Source organism: Herbaspirillum hiltneri N3, from assembly GCF_001267925.1.
GTDB lineage: Bacteria > Pseudomonadota > Gammaproteobacteria > Burkholderiales > Burkholderiaceae_D > Herbaspirillum > Herbaspirillum hiltneri.
Map to the genome: position 1 here is coordinate 4,871,779 of NZ_CP011409.1, position 19,138 is coordinate 4,890,916.

The following is a 19,138-nucleotide window of genomic DNA, read 5'->3' on the forward strand; positions in this document are numbered from 1 at the left end:
GCATGAAAATCCAGATCGCCTCCGACCTGCATCTTGAACGGATGACGCCGAAGTTTCCCGGCTACCGCGCCATCGCGCCTGCCGACGCCGACCTGCTGATCATCGCCGGCGACATCCACCACGGCGACGCGGCGATCGCGGCCTTCGCCGACTGGCCGGTTCCGGTGCTGTATGTGCACGGCAACCACGAGGCCTATCACGCGCAATATCCGCAAGTGGTCGGCGACATCGGCCGCAGCGCGCAAGCCTCGGGCGAGCGGGTGCGTCATCTGGAGAATGCCGTCGCGGTCGAAGGCGGCGTGCGCTTTCTCGGTTGTTGCCTGTGGACCGACTACGCCTTGCAACAAGAGGGAACGCCCGCGCTGACGCTGGACGCTGCGATGGAACAGGCCGGCAACATCCTGTTCGACCATCGCGTGATCACCATGCCGGGCGGCGTGCTATTCACGCCGCAGGATGCGCTGCAATTGCACCGGCGTTCGCGCGCCTGGCTGGAGCAGGAACTGGCGCGCCCCTTCGATGGCAAAACCGTGGTGATCACGCATCATGGTCCGCATCCGCAGTCGGTGCATGAGCGCTTCGCCGGCTCGCCGCTGAACCCCGGCTTCATCAGCGACCTCACGCCGTTGCTGGCGCAGGCAGACCTGTGGGTGCACGGCCATGTGCATGACAGTTTCGACTACACGGTCGCGAACTGCCGCGTCGTGACCAATCCGCGCGGCTATGCGCTCAACCTGAAACAGGCGGCGACGCTCGATGACATCGAGTGGGAGAATCCGGCCTTCGATCCGCAGCTGGTGATCGCGATCTGAGAGAGCCAGGCGTCAGCGCGCGCTGAACTCCAGCGTGGTGACCTGCGTGTCGTTCTTTTCCTGCAGCAGCTCGACGAACCGCTCGGGCGGCACCGGCGGGCTGAACAGGTATCCCTGCATTTCGTCGCAGCCGTGCTGGCGCAGATAGGACAGCTGCTCCTCGGTTTCCACGCCTTCGGCGATCACGTGCAGCTTGAGGCTGTGCGCCAGCGAGATGATGGAGACCGTGATGGCCGCGTCGTCGGCATCGAGCGTGATGTCGCGCACGAAGGACTTGTCGATCTTGAGCACGTCGATCGGAAATTTCTTCAGGTAAGACAAGCTGGAATAGCCGGTGCCGAAATCGTCGATCGACAGATGCACGCCGAGGTCCTTGAGTTCGCGCAGGATGCCGATGGCGTGTTCGACGTCAGTCATCACCAGGCTTTCGGTCAGTTCCAGTTCGAGGAAATCGGCGTCGAGTCCGGTCTCCTGCAGCACCTTGGCGATCGACGACACCAGGTCTTTCTGTACGAACTGGCGCACCGACAAATTGACCGAGACGCGCATGTTTCCCAGCCCGGCTTCCTGCCATGCGCGCACCTGCTCGCAGGCGGTGCGGATCACCCATGAACCGATGGGCAGAATCAGGCCCGTCTCTTCGGCCAGGCTGATGAAGCGCGCCGGCGACACCATGCCCAGCTCCGGATGGTTCCAGCGGATCAGCGCCTCCATACCAACGATCCGGCCGCTGCGCAGATTGATCTTGGGCTGGTAATGCAACAGGAATTCATTGCGCTCCAGCGCGATGCGCAAATCGCCTTCGATGCGCAGGCGTTCCAGCGCCTGCGCGTTCATCGCGGGCGTGTAGAACTGATAGTTGTCGCGACCGCTCTGCTTGGCGCGGTACATCGCGATGTCGGCGTGCTTGACCAGCACCTCGGCGTCGCGACCGTCGTCGGGATAGGCGGCCACGCCGATGCTGCAGGTCGGGAAGAAGGTATGCCCCTCGATCGTCATCGGCGCCGCCACGGCTTCCTGGATGCGATGCAGGTGACGCGTATCGAGACCGATGCCGGTGTACTCGGACATGACGATGACGAACTCGTCGCTGCCCAGGCGCGCGATGGTGTCGGTGTCGCGCACTGCCGCCCGCAAACGGCCGGCGATGGTTTTGAGCAGCAGGTCGCCGGCCTTGTGGCCGAGAGTGTCGTTGACGAACTTGAAGCGGTCGAGATCGACGAACACCACCCACAGCGAACGCTGGTAACGCTCGGCGTAGGCCATCGCTTCTTCCAGCACCTTGCGCAGCATATTGCGGTTGACCAGACCGGTCAGCACGTCGCGGTTGGCCTGAAATTCCAGTTCCGCCTCATAACGCTTCATCGATGTGATGTCGTACAGCGCGGCGACGAAATGCGTGACCGTACCCTGCTCGCTCTTCACCGGCGCGATGTACAAGTCGTTCCAGACTTCGGCGCCGCTCTTGTTGTGGTTGCGCAGCACGACATTACCTTCGCGTTGCTCGCGCATGGCGCTCCAGATTTCCTCGAAGCCGTGGGCATGGGCATCGGCGCCGCTGTCGCTTTCCAGCATGCGGATGCTATGCCCGATCACTTCCCCGGCGCTGTAGCCGGTGATGCGCTCGAACGCCGGATTGACGTATTCGATCGGATAGTCGGGTGCAGTCGCCTGCATGATGATGATGGCGTTGGCGCTCGCTTCGATGGCGCGCTGGCGCAGTTGCAGTGCCTGCTCGGCCTGCTGGCGCGCGTGGATGTCTTCCTTGAGCAGCACGTTGGTCAGGCGCAGCTCGGCGGTGCGCTCGTCGACGGTGCGCTGGATGCGGCGCGAGCGCATCGACAGCGTGTACAGGTAGGCCGCCGCCAGCAACGTCAGCAAGGTGCCGGCGCCGAGGATCAGCAGCGAGTTGGAATGATTGGAGGTCAGCGAGATGGGCGCCGATCTCGCTTCCAGGTGCCACGGCTGGCCGGCGATGTTGAAGGTGCGGCGAATGCGCACCGGCTTGCGATAGCCGAGCCATGAGGGCAGCAGCGATTTGCTGGCGCTGCTCTCGCTGCGATAGACCAGATCCACCGGATCGGCGTGCTCGCCGATAAACACGCTGATGTCGACGTCTTCGCGCCGCAGCGGACCGGCCGCGTTGAAAATCCGTTGCAGCAACACGCGCGCATGGAACACCGCAGTGGTGTCGCCGATCACCGCCGCCCGGCGCTGCGCCAGCGTGTCGAGCGGCATGCCGGCGCGATACACCGGCATCAGCACCAGCAGGCCGCGTTCATTGGTGGACGCCTGGGCGAGCCGGAACGCGCCGGTCGAGACCGGCTTGCCGCTGTCAATGGCCAGCTCCAGCGCCTGCATCACGGTGGCGTTGGCCGACATGTCGAGGCCGAGCGCGGGACGGTTGCCTTGCAGCGGTTCAAGATAATCGACCACCAGGTAGCGCTCGCGGATCGGCGACGGCACGGTCTTGCCCTCCACCATCGCGTTGATGCCGAAGCCCGGATAGCGCGCCTGCATGGCGCTCTCGAAACCGGCGCGTTCGCCGCGCGTGATGAAGCGCTGGAAGCTGAAGGCCTGTACGTGCGGGTACTTCTCCACCAATGGTGCGGTGAAGGTGTGGAATTGCTCGCGGGTGGGGTTGTCGACGGTGGCGAACAAACGATTGATGACGGTCAGCACCTGCACCGCTTCTTCGAGTCCGCGCTGCAGCGTGGTCACGCGCACCAGCGCGCGCCGCTCGAAGTCGAGATTGAAGGCGTCATCTTCCAGCTTGCAGGTCGCAAGGAACAGCAAAGCCGTCACGCCAAAGCCGATGATCAGCGTCAGCGACACCGAGATCGAGGCTCCTATGCGTTTGATCGCTTTGTACATGCGGGGGTGACATTTTCGTGACCGGTATGAGGTCATCATAAACGCGCCACCCGGCGCACAGACGCCTTATTGATTAATTTTTTTCCAACTTTATTGAGAGAAAGTTTTGCTGCGCAGACCGTCGCCGGGCCTCCCCGAAATTGCGCAAGGCTGTCCTACAGAGAAAACTGTTGCCCCGCGTAGCGCCTCACCAGAACGGGGCGTGCAGCAATGCAAAACACGCCATGAAATGCGGCGCGTTATTGTGTCCTGCAGGAAATGTTAGTGCGGAGCGCCATGCTGCAACTGCGGCATTTTTACCACGCAGTGTCCTTGCCCGGTGCCTGCCGCCGCTCTTGCTCCTGACTCTGCTCGATCGCCTGGGCTTGCATGAATGCCGTAAAGGAACGTTCGATGGTGGCGCGCTCGATGTCCTTGGTGATGAACACGATGCGCGTGCGGCGATCTTCCGACGGCCAGGCCGGCAGCGTCACGGTCGGATGGAAGATGTGCTGCACGCCGTGGATCACGGTCGGCTTGTCTTCGCCGGCGAGATTGACGATACCTTTGATGCGCAGGATGTTCTGGCCCTTGAACCCGACCAGCAGGCTCAGCCATTCATCGAACAGATGCGGCTCGATCGGCTTGTCGAAGCTGAAGCAGAAGGCGCGGATGTGATCGTCGTGGCGGTTGATGTCGTGGCCGTGGTCTTCGTGTGCGTGCTTGTGATGGTGATGGTGATGGTGATGGCCATCATGCGCATGATCGTGGCCGTGCGTGTGCGGCGGTTCGTACGCTTCTTCGCTGAGCCAGCGCTCGACGTCGGGCGTCTTGTCGGCCGCCCTGAACAGGCCGGCGTCGAGCAGCTGCTGCGGCGCCACCTGGCCTTGCTGCGAGAGGATTTGTTGCGCGCCCGGATTGATCTGTTGCAGGCGCGCCTGCAAATCCTGCAGCGCTGCCGCGTCGGCCAGGTCGCTCTTGGTCAGCAGCACGCGATCCGCCACCGCGGCCTGCTGTACCGCTTCGATATGGTTGTCCAGCGTCTGGTTGCCGTTGACGGCATCGACGGTGGTGATGACGCCATCGAGCCGGTACTTGGACGCGATGAAATTGTCGGTCATCAGCGTGTGCAGGATCGGGATCGGCGAGGCCAGTCCGGTGGTCTCGATGATGACGCGATTGAACTTGCGCTTGCCGCCTTCGGCGAAACGCCAGGTGATGTCCTTGAGGGTCTTCTTGAGGTCGCCGCGGATGGTGCAGCACAGGCAGCCGCTGCTCATCTCGACCACGACTTCATCCTGGCTGTGCGCCACCAGCAAATGGTCGAGGCCGATCTCGCCGAACTCATTGATGATGACCAGCGTGTCCTTGAGCTCGGGCTGGGCCACAAGGTAGTTCAGCAGCGTGGTCTTGCCGCTGCCGAGGAAGCCGGTCAATAGCGAGATCGGGATCAGTGCGGGAGTGTCTGGTGTCATTTTGGTCATGGATGGGACGGCTTCCGTCACGGATTCAATCGCGCTTAATCGTTGTCGTGCGACGGCAGCAGATGGCCCAGCTTGGTGGCTTTGGTGCGAAGGTAGCGGAGGTTGAAGGGGTTGCGATTTTCCACCAGCGGCACGCGCTCCAGTACCTCGATGCCGTTTTCCACCAAGGCGTTGACCTTGCGCGGGTTGTTCGTCATCAGGCGCAGGCCCTTGATGCCGAGGTGATCGGCCATCGGCACCACCATGGTGTAGCGCCGCATGTCGGCCGGGAAACCGAGTTGCAGGTTGGCCTCGACCGTGTCGGCGCCGCCGTCCTGCAGATGGTAGGCGCGCACCTTGTTGAGCAGGCCGATGCCGCGGCCTTCCTGGCGCAGGTAAAACACCACGCCGCGCTTTTCCTTTGCAATGCGCCGCAGAGCGGCTTCAAGTTGCGCGCCGCAATCGCAGCGCTGGCTGAACAGCGCGTCGCCGGTCAGGCATTCGGAATGCACGCGCGCCAGCACCGGCTCGCCGTTGCCGACGTCGCCCAAGGCCAGGGCCAGGTGTTCCTTGCCGGAAACGTGGTCGACGAAAGCGTGCAGTTGGAAAGTGGCCCACGGCATCGGCAATGCGCAGGAGCTGACGAATTCCAGGTTTTCTTCCGGAATGGCGACGTCTGTTTCGATGTTTTCTGGTGACGACATGATGAACAACCTTTGTAATGGCGCCGCAATGGGTACATTGGGCGCAGCCGCGTATCTTACAACGCGGCTCCAATTATTTCAGGCTGGCCCTGCGGTTCTTCAAGCCCGGGCGGGCGTTTTTTGTCGTAAACACAAGCGCGGCCCGGAGGCCGCGCTGGTTTCATGCACCGGCAGGAGCGATCAACGGTCGCGATTCTTGCCCGGCAGCAGGCGCACCAGCAAGGCGCCCAGCGAAGTCACCGTTGCCAGACCGACCACACCGATCCAGCCCCATTGCGCCAGCAACAGGCTGCCCAGCGCCGCGCCGGCCGCCATGCCGATGAACATGCCGACAAACAACACGGCATTGAGACGGCTGCGGGCGCCCGGTTCGATGCTGTAGACGATAGTCTGATGCGCCACCAGCGTGGCCTGCACGCCCAGGTCGAAACCGATTGCCGCCAACGCCAGCAACCACAGCTGGCCGCTGGTCGAGAAGGCCGGACCGAACGCCATCGCCACGAAGGACAGGATGGCCAGGCCGATGCCCAGGCGGGTTACCAGTTCAGGGCCTTTCTTGTCCGAGATGCGGCCGGCCAGCGGCGCAGCCAGGGCTCCCGCAGCGCCTGCCAGGCCGAAGGCGCCGGCGGCGGCGCTGCCCAGATGGAACGGCGCGGCATGCAGCATCACCGCCAGCGTCGACCAGAAGGCGCTGAAGCCGACCGACAGCAAACCCTGGGCCATTGCGGCGCGACGCAGCGCAGGATGTTTTTCCACCAGCTTGCCCAGCGAACCCAGCAAAGCGCCGTACGACAGATGCGTGGTCGCCTTGAAGCGCGGCAGGCCGCGCCACGCGGCGATGCCGATCAGGGCGATGCTGACCGAAGCCGCCACGAACATGCTGCGCCAGCCGAAGTGCTCGGCGACGAAACCGCTCAGCACGCGCGACAGCAGGATGCCGAGCAGCAAGCCGGTCATGACGGTGCCGACCACCTTGCCGCGGCTCTGTTCCGGGGCCAGGGTGGCGGCGGCCGGGACGATGTCCTGCGCCAGCGTCGCCGACAAGCCGATCGCCAGGCTGGCGACGAGCAGCACCGCGATGCCCGACGACGCGCCGGCCAGCAGCAAAGCGCCGGTCAGCACGGCCGCCTTGATCAGGATGATGCGGCGGCGATCATAACGGTCGCCCAGCGGCGCCAGCAGCAGGATGCCGAGCGCGTAACCGAGCTGGGTCAGCATCGGCACCATGCCGATGGCGCGGTCGGAGGCACCGATGTCGGCGCCGAGAATGCCCAGCATCGGCTGCGAGTAATACAGCGAGGCCACCGCCAGACCAGCGCCGGACGACAGCAGGAGCAGCAGCGAGGCCGGAAGCTGATGGACCGCTGCGGACGCGACCGTGGCGCCGTGACTTGTATGCGTATTCTGAATGGAAGACATGATGGCTACCCCTTTTATTGATTGACGGGGTGGAGTTTGCGCGCCATTGCTGCGCTGCGGTAGTAGCACGGCGCGCAGAATTGTTATACGCTGCCCGTATGAGCAAAGCGACCATCTCGGCTCCCGCCGCCCTTCCTTCGTCTTCCGGCCCCTCGGATCGCATCGAACTGATCCAGACGTTCGTGCGCATCGTCCAGGCCGGCAGCCTGTCGGCCGCCGCGAGCCAACTCGACACCACGCAGCCGACCATCAGCCGCCGCCTGCAATTGCTGGAGCGTTCGCTGGGCGTGCGCCTGCTGCAACGTTCCACGCATGCGATGAAGCTGACCGAGGACGGCGAGCGTTGCTACGAACGCGCGCTCGACCTGCTGGCCGGCTGGGAATCCTTCCAGTTCGATGTGCGCGGCGCCGGCGTCGAGGCCGAGGGCTCGCTGCGCGTGGTGGTGCCGAATGCCTTCGGGCAACGGCAACTGATCGCGCCGCTAGCCGAGTTCATGCGGCGCCATCCGGCGATCACGGTGGAATGGCTGCTGTACGACCGCGTCGCCGACTTCATCGCGCACGGCATCGACTGCGCGATCCAGGTCGGCGAAGTCAGCGACCCCGCCGTGGTGGCGATCCGGCTGGCCGAAGTGCCGCGCATGATGGCGATCGCGCCGGCGTTGCTGGCGCAGCATCCGGCGCCGACGCATCCGCGCGACCTGGCGGCGATGCCGTGGCTGGCGATCCCGCAGTTTTACCGGCGCGACATCACGCTGAAAAACACCGTCACCGGCGAAGTCACCGAAGTGGCGTTCCAGCCGCGCCTCAGTTCCGACAGCCTGTATGCACTGACCAATGCGGCGGTGGAAGGCGTCGGCCTGCTCCTAGGTTCGGCGTGGCTGCTGGCGGAACACATCGAGCAAGGCCGGCTGGTGCCGCTTTTGCCCGAGTGGGAAGCCGCGCCGCTGCCGGTGTCGATCATTTATCCGTATGCGCGCTTTTATCCGGCGCGGTTGCGCTACTTCGTCGACACCATGCGCGAAGCGATGCCGGCGGCGGTCGGCAGCGCCGCGCGCTGGACGGTGCGCTGAGTCATTTTTTCATGGACGGCGTGCCGGCACTCGTTTCACCAACAGGCGTGGGATGCGTTCCGGGAATGCCGACGCGGATCAATTCCGAAAAGCGCGCATCGTTCCCTGCCGCGAGCGCCCGCTCTGTAATGCGGCTGCGCGCATGCAGGGTGGCGTAATCGAATCCCGGCGTCAGGCCGCCGACGTCGTAGGCATATTCGGCAAGATAACCCGACGCCAGCAAACGATAATCGAACGGCAATTGCGGATTGATTGCGCGCGCCAGGTCGAACACGATCGTCGTGCAATTGCTGGTCAGGGTGTTGTAGAAGGCCGGTTCACGTTCGAGCTTGGCGGCTTCACCGGCATAACCGGCGAACAGCTTGCGCAAGGTGGCCGGCTCGACCTGCAAGCGATACAGATACACATCTTCCCCGCGCACATTGCTGCGCACGCGCAGAATGTCGCGCTCCTCGCTGGCCACCAGCACGGCCTCGAACTTGCGGAAGAAACCGCCAAGCGCCGAAAAGCTCTCGCCCTTCTCCTTCCGGATCTCCACCGAAAACGTCAGATAGCGGCCGTCGTCGAAACCGAAAGACACCAGCGTGTGCGCAATCGCCGGTCCCATCCAGTACGACAGCACCAGATCAGCGCTGACCAAACGGCCGAGATCATAGTTGCGATCCTCCCAGCGCACGGTGTAGTCGGTCTCGCTACGCCAGTCGAAGTTGCGCACGTTGGTCAGGTGCGCGTGATTGCCGTCGATGTCGATATGCAAAAGGCGCGCAACCTCATCGGCCCAGATACGATCATGCGAGGGCTTGAGCGTGCTCCACCAGCCCAGCATGCCGGCGAACAGCACGGCAAACCCGAGCAGCGGACGCCAGCGTCGTCGCCACAGGCCGTTCAGCGCCGCCAGCACGGCCAACGCGAGCACAGCCACAGCGACCGTCCGGATCTGCGCCGGCGCCTGCAACTGATACCACAAGGCGAAACCGGACCATACCCCGGCCAGCGTGGTCAGCACACTGAGCACGAGGCACAGCGCGATGAAGAAAAATCGGCGCAAGCGTCGCCCCTGGTTCATGCCGCTCACTGCCGCCGCATCACCATCTGCACCGAGCCCTGGCCGTGGCATTCGAAGGCCAGCGAGACATCGGTCAGCAGCTTGGCCGAGCAAGTGGTCTGCTGGTCGAGCCAGCTCAGCGTGCTGCCGCTGACGGTGCCGCTGGCGCTGATCGGAACGGTCGGGAAGTTGCCTTCCATGGTGCCGGTGATGGCTGCCTTGCCTGCCGCGGTGGTGGCGAAGTTCAAGGTCCAGCGTTGCGCCGAGCCGAAGGAGTTGCTGCCGGCGCCGGCCCACTGGCCGTCAAACAGGGTCGGTTTGAGTTCCGCGTTCTCGGGTTTCTTTTCAACCGGCACCGGCGTCATCGCGACCTGCCTGCATACTTGGCAACTGATCTCGGTGATGTTGGCGCGGCTGATCTGCTTCGGTCCCCAGATGGTGTCGGCGCCGGTATTGCCGCTGACCAGCACGTTGAAATACGGCGTGCCGTCGACGTAGTAATTGACTTTGGAACACGCCGGCGCGGAAGACGTAAAGCGCAGTTCCGATGCATACGAACCGAGGGTGGTCGCCTCCACCGGCTTGACCGCGATGGAGGCCGAACACGTCCCCACGCTCTGCTGGCAATCGCAGCTTGCTTCAGCTGCGCGCACGGCGAGAGGTGCGGATGAGAGGGCGACGGCTGCCGCCAGCATCAGGGCGGTTCGATATGCCCCCTGAGCACTATGAGATTGCCTGATCCGATAAAACAATTCCATCATCGCCGACTCCCCTTTTTTGACTACCTGCCCCCGAGGCTGACACTTTGGCTTGCAACACGGTGCTGCCATGGTACACCGCCGTATTGTTCATGTTGCGCATACCGTGCGCCGCATCGGCGGCCACGACGGATTGCGCGATTCCGAATGGCGTCCTCAAGCTGAACGCAAGCTGAGAAAAACCTGACACGCGCATGACCGGATTGTCATATGTTCGTCATGCTTCTGTCCGACAGCGCGGCGCAGAATGTGTTCCACGATGACCGCAGCCCTCCTTCATGTTTCCCCTCTAGCCATGCGGTCTGCATGGCTGACTGCGGTTGTCGTCTGACTTTTTTGGAGAACACACCATGCGTAAATTATCCCTCGCCTTCGCCGCCCTGGCCCTGACTTCCGCTGCCGGCGCCTACGCCGAAGCCCCCTATCCGGTCGAACAGCCCTTCGTTTCCAGCCTCAGCCGCGCCGAAGTCAAACAGGAACTGATCCAGGCCCAGCAGCAAGGCCAGATCGCGGACGGCGACAACTATCCGGCCCTCTCGCAAGCCTCGTCGCACCTGAGCCGCCAGGATGTGCGCCAGGAGTTGCAGCACGCACAAAACATGCATGACGACGCCACGTACGCCGGCGCCTGATGCTGAATGCTTGATGCCTGAAGTTTGATCCGTAGTGGAAATCGCCTGCTGCGCTGCTGATGGTGCAAGGCCGGCAGGAAGGATGCAAGCGGCTGCGACGCGCATCATGGACATGCGTCCATGCGCGCCGGCCGCCGATACGAAAAAGCGGATCTGCCATATTACGCAGATCCGCTTTTTTACGTGATGCCTACTTGATGCTTTAGTACTTCTTTGGTGCTTGCCCGGCGATTACTTCACCGAAGCCAGCGCTGCGTTGAGCGTGGCGCTCGGACGCATGACTGCGCTGACCTTCTTCGGATCGGCCAGGAAGTAGCCGCCGATGTCGACCGGATTGCCTTGCACTGCCTTGAGTTCAGCCGTGATCTTGGCTTCGTTCTCGGTCAATGTCTTGGCCAGCGGCGCAAACTTCGCCGCCAGTTCGGCGTCTTCCTTTTGCGCGGCCAGTTCCTGCGCCCAGTACATGGCCAGGTAGAAATGGCTGCCGCGGTTATCCAGCTCGCCGGTCTTCGGCGATGGCGACTTGTTGTTGTCCAGCAGCTTGCCGGTTGCATCGTCGAGCGCCTTGCCCAGCACTTGCGCCTTCTTGTTGCCGGTCTTGATGCCCATGTCTTCCAGCGATACCGCCAATGCCAGGAACTCGCCCAGCGAATCCCAGCGCAGATGGTTCTCTTCCACCAGTTGCTTGACGTGCTTCGGCGCCGAACCGCCCGCGCCGGTTTCGTACATGCCGCCGCCCGCCATCAGCGGAACGATGGACAGCATCTTGGCGCTGGTGCCCAGTTCCATGATCGGGAACAGGTCGGTCAGGTAGTCGCGCAGGATGTTGCCGGTCACCGAGATGGTGTCGAGGCCGCGGATGACGCGTTCCAGCGTGTAACGCATGGCGCGCACTTGCGACATGATCTGGATGTCCAGGCCCTTGGTGTCGTGATCCTTCAGGTAAGTCTCGACCTTCTTGATCAGTTCGGCTTCGTGCGGACGGTATGGGTCCAGCCAGAACACGGCCGGCATGCCGGAGTTGCGTGCGCGCGTGACGGCCAGCTTGACCCAGTCGCGGATCGGTTCGTCCTTGACCTGGCACATGCGCCAGATGTCGCCTTGCTCGACATTTTGCGTCAGCAGGACTTCGCCGGTGGCGAGGTCGACGATATTGGCCACGCCGTCTTCGGCGATTTCGAATGTCTTGTCGTGCGAACCGTATTCTTCCGCCTTTTGCGCCATCAGGCCGACGTTAGGCACGGTGCCCATGGTGGTCGGATCGAAGTTGCCGTTGGTTTTGCAGAAGTTGATGACTTCCTGGTAGATACGGGCGAAGGTGCTTTCCGGGATCACTGCCTTGGTGTCTTGCGGCTTGCCGTTGGCGTCCCACATCTTGCCGCCGATACGGATCATGGCCGGCATCGATGCATCGACGATCACGTCGTTCGGTGCGTGCAGGTTGGAAATGCCCTTGGCCGAGTCGACCATCGCCAGCGACGGACGGTGTTCGTGACAGGCGTGCAGGTCGCGGATGATTTCTTCTTTCTTCGACGACGGCAGGGACTCGATCTTTTCGTACAGGTTGACCAGGCCGTTGTTGACGTTCACGCCCAGTTCGTCGAACAACTTGCCGTGCTTGGCGAAGGCTTCCTTGTAGAAGATCTTGACGGCGTGGCCGAACACGATCGGGTGCGACACCTTCATCATGGTCGCCTTGACGTGCAGCGACAGCATCACGCCGGTCTTGCGCGCATCTTCAAATTGCTCTTCGTAAAACTCGCACAGCGCCTTCTTGCTCATGAACATGCTGTCGATGATTTCGCCGGCCTTCAGGGCAACCTTGGGCTTGAGGACCGTGGTCTTGCCGCTCTTGCCGACCAGCTCCATCTTGACGTCGCGCGCGGCGCCGATGGTCATGGATTTTTCACCGTGGTAGAAGTCGCCATGCTTCATGTGCGCCACGTGGCTGCGCGAGGCCATGCTCCACTCGCCCATGCTGTGCGGATGCTTGCGGGCGAAACGCTTGATCGATGCCGGTGCGCGGCGGTCGGAATTGCCTTCGCGCAGGACCGGGTTGACGGCGCTGCCCAGCACCTTGGAGTAGCTCTTCAGGATTTCTTTCTCTTCGTCGGTCTTCGGATCTTCCGGCAGGTCGGGGATCGCATAGCCGCGCGATTGCAGTTCGCGGATCGCGGCTTGCAGCTGCGGCACCGAGGCGCTGATGTTCGGCAGCTTGATGATGTTGGCGTTCGGGTCCTGGGTCAGCTGGCCCAGCGCGGCGAGATTGTCCGGGACACGCTGTTCAGGTGTCAGACGGTCCGGGAATTCGGCCAGAATCCGCGTGGCCACCGAGATATCGCTTTCAACGACGTTGACGCCGGCCGGCGCGGTGAACGTCCTGATGATGGGCAGCAGAGAGTAGGTCGCCAGCAGTGGCGCCTCATCAGTCAGCGTATAGATGATGGTGGAATTATCAGTAGTCACGGTGATGTCCTTGCGGGGTTGGTGTTTGATGAGCCGTCTCGGAGGCTGCCGCACCATCAAGGGGGCCGGACATGGCGAAGCGGAAGATACTGGTAGTACCTGGCTTGCCTGCCCGACGGCGCAATGCGTCGGATTGATGTTGCAACAACTTCGTATTGTAGTGGCGCTTCCTTTCATGAACCTGTAAGAACCGGTTCACGATCTGTAGCGAGAGGCCGTTTTCTGCTGCCACTGCCTTGGCGCCAACACAAAAACAACCCGTATTTTAGCGCGAAACCGTCGAAAACCGTTGAAGACCGGGCCTGATGGCTTCGAAGCCGGCCTTGCCGGACTGCATCTTTAGCACCGGATTGCGCGGCGAAGCCGTCAACGGCGGTCAAATCCTGCCAAACCAGCGCGATTTCCCGCCCTCGCGCCGGGGATAAAATCTCCGCGGCAAACCCGGCGCCACCTTCGGCAACGTCAGGGCTCGCCGGCCGGCAGCGCCGCAACGATGCTGCGGAAGGCCGCCACCGTCAGCGCCTCATCCTGCTCGTTGCCGTGATCGCTGAGCTTGACGATGACGGTGTCGCTGACCGGATCGATGTAGACATACTGGCCGTGGATGCCGATCGCGGTGTAATCGCGTGGCGCGCTGCCGCCGTCGCGGGCGGCGGGTTGGCGCGGCAGCCACCAGCCGCGGCCGTAGGCGAAATCGGCATCGGCCGCGCCGGCTTCCGGCGGCCGCTGCATCCACGCCGCCGGCAGCACCTGGACATCGCCCGCGCGGCCCTGGTGCAAATGCAGCAGGCCGTAACGGGCGAAATCGACGGCGCGCGCGTTCACGCAGCAAAAGCTTTTTTCCACGCCCTGCTTTTTGCTGTCGACGCTCCAACTGGCGCCGTAGGCTGCGCCCATCGGCTGCCACAACTTGCGCTCCAGATAGCGCGTGGCCGGCTCGCCGGTAGCGGCCGACAGCACCATGCCCAGCAGCAGGTAATCGACGCTGCGGTAGGTGAATCCCTGTCCCGGCGTAAACGCGGTCTTGTCCAGCCCGCGCAGGAAACGCTTCAGATCGGTGGTGATGTACATGTAGGCGATCTGCGAAAACGCGCTGTCGTACTTCTCTTCGACGCGAATGCCGGATCGCATGTTGAGCAGGTCATCGACGGTCAGCGTGGCGAATTTCTCCGGCAGGCCGGGTACATACTTGCGCACCGGATCCGACAGCGCCGCAATCTTGCCTTCGGCCAGCGCCACGCCGACCAGGTCCGACAGCATCGACTTGGCCACCGAATACGACGGAAACACCGTGGCGCGCTGCGCGCCCTGCGGATAATGTTCGTAGACCAGGCGGCCATGCTGCACCACCAGCAAGGCGTTGGTATGGGTCTCGCGGAGAAAATCGGCGAAGCCGATGCGACCGCCGCCGCGCCACGCCACTTCGGGCGCCAGACCGATCTTGCGCTCTTCAAACACGGCCGGTACGGCGGCTGCCGCCACCGGCGCGCCGTCGAAATATTCCCAGCTGCGCGAAGGCGGCTGCCAGTCCAGCGCCAGCCCGATCAACGCCGGCGGCGACGGCAAACGCGCCACGCCAGTGGCGGCGTAGGACAAGGCGATCAGGACCAGGGCGGCGCCGATGGCACGAGTGGTGCGGGTAGTCCGGGTAGTGCGGGCGGTGCGGACTGGAGTTTTCTTGGGAATTGGCACGGGTGGTTTATCGCTAAAAAGAGGCCGGCAAGGGAGACGCGCACAAGCTTAATCGAATCGCCCCACCCGTGGTGGTGCGACGCCTTGCCTGCTGCAGAAAATGGACCTCAGGCAGTCCCGGCATAACTGGCGATGGCGCGCCGTGCGATCGTCAGGGCGGCATCGAGTTCGGCGGCCTTGACGGTGCAATCGGAGGCGGACGCGGCGCCCGAGAGCAGGCCCTCCAGTTCGCCGGCCAGCCGCTGCACGTCAATCACCGCCAAGGTGCCGGCGCTGCCGCGCAACTTGTGCGCCAGGGTTTTGGCTTGCGGCAATTCTCCGGCGTGGATGTGCGCCAGGATCTCGCTGCCGGTCTTGCCGTATTGCTCGGCGAACTTGCCGAGGAACTTGCGATAGAGGTCTTCGCTGCCCCAGGCTTCCAGGCCGACGGCGACATCGATGCCGGACAGATCCTGCGCCGGTGCCGCGGCCGATCCTGTGGCCCCTGCGCCTTCCACGCCGACCGTGGCGCTCGGGAACACGGTCGTGACCGCCGCGGACGGATATGCGGTCGCCGGCGCATTGCGGCGCCGTTCGAGTTCATCAGCGGACAGGTGCGCGATGTGCTGGCGCACCATCGAGATGATCTGATCGACGTTGTAGGGCTTGGACAGAAAACCGTTCATGCCGGCCGCCATTGCCGCTTCCTGCTGCGCCTTGAAGGCGCCGGCGGACAGCGCGATCACCGGCAGCTCGCGCAGTTGCAGCGTGTCACGGATTTCATGCGTAGCGGTGTAGCCGTCCATGACCGGCATCTGGATGTCCATCAGCACCAGGTCGACGTCCTGCGCATGTTCGCGCAGCCAGTCGACCGCTTCCTGGCCGTCGGCGGCGGTGAACACTTCGGCGCCGTCGGCTTCGAGGATGCGCTTGGCGACTTCGCGGTTGATTTCGCTGTCGTCGACCACCAGCACGCGCACGCCGGTGATGCGGTCGTCGCGCGCGGCGAAGGCCGGCGATGCTGTTTCGCTGTCGCTCCCACCCCTGGTTTCGCTGCGATGCTGGCGCACGTGGATGATGGTGTTATACAAGGTCGACGGCGTCACCGGCTTGGTGATCACGGCGTCCACCAGTTCGGCGTCGGGCGCATTGAGCACCTCATCGCGCGCATATGCCGTGACCATGATGACGATGGGCGGCCGGCCTTGCGGCGAGGAGGCGTCGCGGATCGCCCTGGCGGCTGCCAGTCCGTCCATGCCGGGCATCTTCCAGTCGAGCAGGTAGATGTCGTAGTACAGGTTGTGACGCAGCCGCGTCATGGTCTTCGATACTGCGTCCTGGCCGGAGTCCACCACGTCGACCTGCCAGCCCATCGACTTGATGGTGTCCGACAGCATAGCGCGTGCAGTGGCGTTGTCGTCGGCCACCAGCACACACAGCGGACCGTCCGCCGGCAATTGGACGGCGGTGGGCTGCATCGCCTGGAACGGCAGCATGAACCAGAACTGGCTCCCCTTGCCGGGCTCGCTGGTGAGGCCGATCTCGCCGTTCATCAGTTGCACCAGGTGACGGCAGATGGTCAGGCCGAGACCGGTGCCGCCGTAGCGGCGCGTGGTCGAGATATCTTCCTGCGTGAAGGCCTGGAAGATATCTTGCTGGCGCTCGAGCGGAATGCCGATGCCGCTGTCGGTGACGGCAAAGCGCAGCATCACCTTGTCGCCGATTTCGCTGACCACGGAGACATGAATGTTGATCTCGCCGCGCGCGGTGAACTTGATGGCGTTGCTGGTCAGGTTGGTGAGGATCTGCTCCAGCCGCAGCGCATCGCCATAGAGATGCTCGACGCCGACGTCGTTGAAGCCGACCACCAGTTCGACATCCTTGTCGCCGATGGCGGGCGCGGTGACGTTGACGACGTTTTCCAGCACGGTGCTGAGACGGAACGGCACGTGCTCGACCTCCAGCCGGCCGGCCTCGATCTTGGAGACGTCCAGGATGTCGTTGATGATACCCAGCAGCGAATGGCCGGCGACGATGATCTTGCGCACCAGGTCGCGCTGGTCGGATTGCAGCGCGGTCTTTTCGAGCAGGTAGGTAAGACCGAGCACGGCGTTCATCGGCGTGCGGATTTCATGGCTCATGTTGGACAGGAAGCTGCTCTTGGCACGCGTGGCCGACTCCGACCTGGTCAGCGCCAGTTCGAGATTGCTGTTGGTGTCGCGCAGCGTGCGGGTCTGCTGCTCGACCAGGCCTTCGAGATGCTGCCGGTACTGGCTGAGCTCTTTCTCCAGACGCTTGTGATTGGTGATGTCGCGCGCGATGTAGGAGATGCCCACGATCTTCTTGTCGCCGTCGAGGATCGGCGACACCGTCACCGAAATGTCGAGCAAACGGCCATCCTTGTGCCAGCGCATGGTCTCGAAGTTGCTGACGATCTTGCCTTCCATCAGCTGGGCGTTGATGTGGCGCGCCTCGCTGGTGCGCTCCGGCGGCACCAGAATGTAGGCCGACTGGTTGAGCACTTCACGCGACTGGTAGCCGAACAGCTTTTCGGCAGCCGGATTCCAGCTGTTGATGACGTCATCCAGGCCGGTGCCGATGATGGCGTCTTCGGACGACGCCACGATCGAGGCCAGGATGGAGCGTGTTTCCTGATGCTGCAATAACTCGGCGACGCGCTTTTCACTGGCGCTCAGTTCTGCCTCGGCCCTGAAGCGCTCATGCACCGCGGCTTCGCGGCGGCGGCGGTTGATCGCCAGCTGCCAGCTCAGCATGGCCAGCGCCAGCAGGATCAGGCCGACGAACAGGCACAGGCGCAGCAGGATGTTGTAGTTGTCGATCTGCACGCGCTTCTCTGGCAGGTACAGCACCACGGTCCAGGGCGATTGCTGGCGCAGGCCGTAACGGCCGGTGCTGGCGTCGAGATCGACGCGCTGCCACGACCAGATGCCGTCATCGGTCATGGTGCCGGAGGCCTGCTCGCTGATGGCTTTCCAGACCTTGGGATTACGTTTGGCGAGGGTCTCTTCGCGCTTGAACATGAAGGCCCATTCGTCGGCCGAATTGGTGCTGTAGAGCCAGTAGCCATCGCTGTTGAGCAGCATGGCGCGATTGGCGCCGCGCTCCACCTGGTTGGAAAAGCGATCCAGCAGCGGCGCCATCAGCACGTTGATAATCAGGATGCCGCGGGGTGCGCCGCCAGCCGCGATGACCGGCACCGCGAGCCGCACGGTCGGTTTGTGCGGCACTTGGATGCGCTGGTTCTCGACGTTCAGGTCCATTGGCGAAACCAGCATCTGTCCGCGTTGCAGCGCCAGAGTGTCGGCGAAGTACGGCCGGTCCGTGCGGTTTTGCAGCGCGGCCGGCGGCACCGGCGCGGGGCCCATGCTGGTCATGTTGACGCGCACTTTTTCCATGCCGTCCTGGTCGATCCAGCGCACCTGGTCATAGTAAGGATTGCGTAGCATCAGCGTGGAAAAACTCTCCGCCATCTGCACCAGGTTTTCCGGCGTTGGATGGTTGATGGCGCGCGCGATCGGTACTTCACCGGTAAGGATGCTGAGGTGACGCAGCGGCGAGTCGAGGTCGTTGGTCAGCGAGGCGACGCCGAGCGAGACGCGTTCGCGCTGCTCCAGCTGCAGGCGGCGCGTTTCGGCTTCGATGCGGTTGTAATAGAGAAACCCGGCGGCGGCCAGCACCAGCAAGGCCAGAGGCAGGAACTGCGCCAGAAAGTAATGCTGATTTCCCTTCGCCCTGCGCATGCATTCTCCTGTCGGCAATCGTGTGGCGGGGTGTGGCTGAGGGTATGGCGGAGAGCGGCGCGAGTTGCTTTGCGGCTATTGCGCCAAGACGCCGCCAACTCTGATCCGGCCCTGATCGATCCATTATGCCCATGAACTTTGGGCGTGGCAATTTGACTTGCGCATGGAGGTTCACATGGGCAAGGTCGGCTCAGGCGATCAAGGAAGACGCGCAGCTTCCGGCGATATGGCGACGCACTTAACTTGCCATTACACGCTCCCCGGCCACGCTGCACAGTCAGACAAAACCGTATCTTGCCGTCGGTGCAATGCCTTATCGCACGGCACGATTTTTTGCAGGGATACGGTTGAACTTTCGTTGCAGGCATGCGGCCAAACTGGTCTGCTTCCAGCCAATTTTCGATGAGTCCATCATGAATGAAAACCAGCAAGAAGAACCCTGCGGCGAGCCCGATAGTCCCCGTCACCCTTCCTCCTCCGG

General features: G+C 63.1%; 12 protein-coding genes. 3 read left to right on the forward strand and 9 right to left on the reverse strand.

Annotation, left to right across the window (positions count from 1 at the left end):
* Nucleotides 1–2: 2 nt before the first annotated feature.
* Nucleotides 3–812: a metallophosphoesterase gene (locus tag F506_RS22055; protein ID WP_053200956.1), complete on the forward strand. Its 810-nt coding sequence runs from the start codon at nucleotides 3–5 to the stop codon at nucleotides 810–812.
* Nucleotides 813–824: 12 nt separating this feature from the next.
* On the opposite strand, the gene F506_RS22060 is transcribed toward F506_RS22055, so the two are convergent.
* From F506_RS22060 to F506_RS22075, 4 genes are all read right to left on the reverse strand, one after another.
* On the reverse strand, nucleotides 825–3,686 hold the full coding sequence (locus F506_RS22060; protein ID WP_053200958.1) for a bifunctional diguanylate cyclase/phosphodiesterase: 2,862 nt from the start codon (nucleotides 3,684–3,686) through the stop codon (nucleotides 825–827).
* A gap of 296 nt (nucleotides 3,687–3,982) precedes the next feature.
* Nucleotides 3,983–5,140 (reverse strand): CobW family GTP-binding protein, encoded by a 1,158-nt coding sequence (locus F506_RS22065; protein ID WP_053201843.1) that lies wholly within the window; start codon nucleotides 5,138–5,140, stop codon nucleotides 3,983–3,985.
* A gap of 44 nt (nucleotides 5,141–5,184) precedes the next feature.
* On the reverse strand, nucleotides 5,185–5,832 hold the full coding sequence (ribA, locus tag F506_RS22070; RefSeq protein ID WP_053201844.1) for a GTP cyclohydrolase II: 648 nt from the start codon (nucleotides 5,830–5,832) through the stop codon (nucleotides 5,185–5,187).
* Nucleotides 5,833–6,012: 180 nt separating this feature from the next.
* Nucleotides 6,013–7,251 carry an MFS transporter gene (locus F506_RS22075; RefSeq protein ID WP_053200960.1) on the reverse strand — a complete coding sequence of 413 codons (1,239 nt, stop codon included), beginning with the start codon at nucleotides 7,249–7,251 and terminating at the stop codon, nucleotides 6,013–6,015.
* Between the two features lie 98 nt (nucleotides 7,252–7,349).
* Here F506_RS22075 and F506_RS22080 point away from each other — a divergent pair, with 98 nt between their 5' ends.
* Nucleotides 7,350–8,324, forward strand: a complete 975-nt coding sequence (locus F506_RS22080) for a LysR family transcriptional regulator (RefSeq protein ID WP_053200962.1) — start codon at nucleotides 7,350–7,352, stop codon at nucleotides 8,322–8,324.
* 1 nt (nucleotide 8,325) lies between these two features.
* Here the strand turns inward: F506_RS22080 and F506_RS22085 are convergent, their stop codons facing one another.
* Nucleotides 8,326–9,390 carry an Lnb N-terminal periplasmic domain-containing protein gene (locus F506_RS22085; RefSeq protein ID WP_083458168.1) on the reverse strand — a complete coding sequence of 355 codons (1,065 nt, stop codon included), beginning with the start codon at nucleotides 9,388–9,390 and terminating at the stop codon, nucleotides 8,326–8,328.
* Nucleotides 9,391–9,395: 5 nt separating this feature from the next.
* Complete coding sequence (locus F506_RS22090; RefSeq protein ID WP_235471278.1) at nucleotides 9,396–10,064, reverse strand: hypothetical protein; 669 nt, start codon at nucleotides 10,062–10,064, stop codon at nucleotides 9,396–9,398.
* A 413-nt stretch (nucleotides 10,065–10,477) separates the two neighbouring features.
* Here F506_RS22090 and F506_RS22095 point away from each other — a divergent pair, with 413 nt between their 5' ends.
* Nucleotides 10,478–10,759 (forward strand): DUF4148 domain-containing protein, encoded by a 282-nt coding sequence (locus tag F506_RS22095; protein ID WP_053200964.1) that lies wholly within the window; start codon nucleotides 10,478–10,480, stop codon nucleotides 10,757–10,759.
* Nucleotides 10,760–10,990: 231 nt separating this feature from the next.
* Here the strand turns inward: F506_RS22095 and F506_RS22100 are convergent, their stop codons facing one another.
* The 3 genes from F506_RS22100 to F506_RS22110 all read right to left on the reverse strand — a co-directional run bounded on the left by F506_RS22100 (nucleotide 10,991) and on the right by F506_RS22110 (nucleotide 18,657).
* Nucleotides 10,991–13,225, reverse strand: coding sequence for an NADP-dependent isocitrate dehydrogenase (locus F506_RS22100; protein WP_053200966.1), 2,235 nt, complete (start codon nucleotides 13,223–13,225; stop codon nucleotides 10,991–10,993).
* Between the two features lie 462 nt (nucleotides 13,226–13,687).
* On the reverse strand, nucleotides 13,688–14,917 hold the full coding sequence (locus F506_RS22105; RefSeq protein ID WP_083458170.1) for a serine hydrolase domain-containing protein: 1,230 nt from the start codon (nucleotides 14,915–14,917) through the stop codon (nucleotides 13,688–13,690).
* Between the two features lie 107 nt (nucleotides 14,918–15,024).
* Nucleotides 15,025–18,657 (reverse strand): response regulator, encoded by a 3,633-nt coding sequence (locus F506_RS22110; RefSeq protein ID WP_053200970.1) that lies wholly within the window; start codon nucleotides 18,655–18,657, stop codon nucleotides 15,025–15,027.
* Between the last annotated feature and the right edge of the window lie 481 nt (nucleotides 18,658–19,138).

Bases quoted from the DNA above. Each gene is read 5' to 3' on its own strand.
- F506_RS22055 (WP_053200956.1), top strand. From the start codon at position 3: ATGAAAATCCAGATCGCCTCCGACCTGCATCTTGAACGGATGACGCCG.
- F506_RS22060 (WP_053200958.1), bottom strand. From the start codon at position 3,686: ATGTACAAAGCGATCAAACGCATAGGAGCCTCGATCTCGGTGTCGCTG.
- F506_RS22065 (WP_053201843.1), bottom strand. From the start codon at position 5,140: ATGACACCAGACACTCCCGCACTGATCCCGATCTCGCTATTGACCGGC.
- ribA (WP_053201844.1), bottom strand. From the start codon at position 5,832: ATGTCGTCACCAGAAAACATCGAAACAGACGTCGCCATTCCGGAAGAA.
- F506_RS22075 (WP_053200960.1), bottom strand. From the start codon at position 7,251: ATGTCTTCCATTCAGAATACGCATACAAGTCACGGCGCCACGGTCGCG.
- F506_RS22080 (WP_053200962.1), top strand. From the start codon at position 7,350: ATGAGCAAAGCGACCATCTCGGCTCCCGCCGCCCTTCCTTCGTCTTCC.
- F506_RS22085 (WP_083458168.1), bottom strand. From the start codon at position 9,390: ATGAACCAGGGGCGACGCTTGCGCCGATTTTTCTTCATCGCGCTGTGC.
- F506_RS22090 (WP_235471278.1), bottom strand. From the start codon at position 10,064: ATGCTGGCGGCAGCCGTCGCCCTCTCATCCGCACCTCTCGCCGTGCGC.
- F506_RS22095 (WP_053200964.1), top strand. From the start codon at position 10,478: ATGCGTAAATTATCCCTCGCCTTCGCCGCCCTGGCCCTGACTTCCGCT.
- F506_RS22110 (WP_053200970.1), bottom strand. From the start codon at position 18,657: ATGCGCAGGGCGAAGGGAAATCAGCATTACTTTCTGGCGCAGTTCCTG.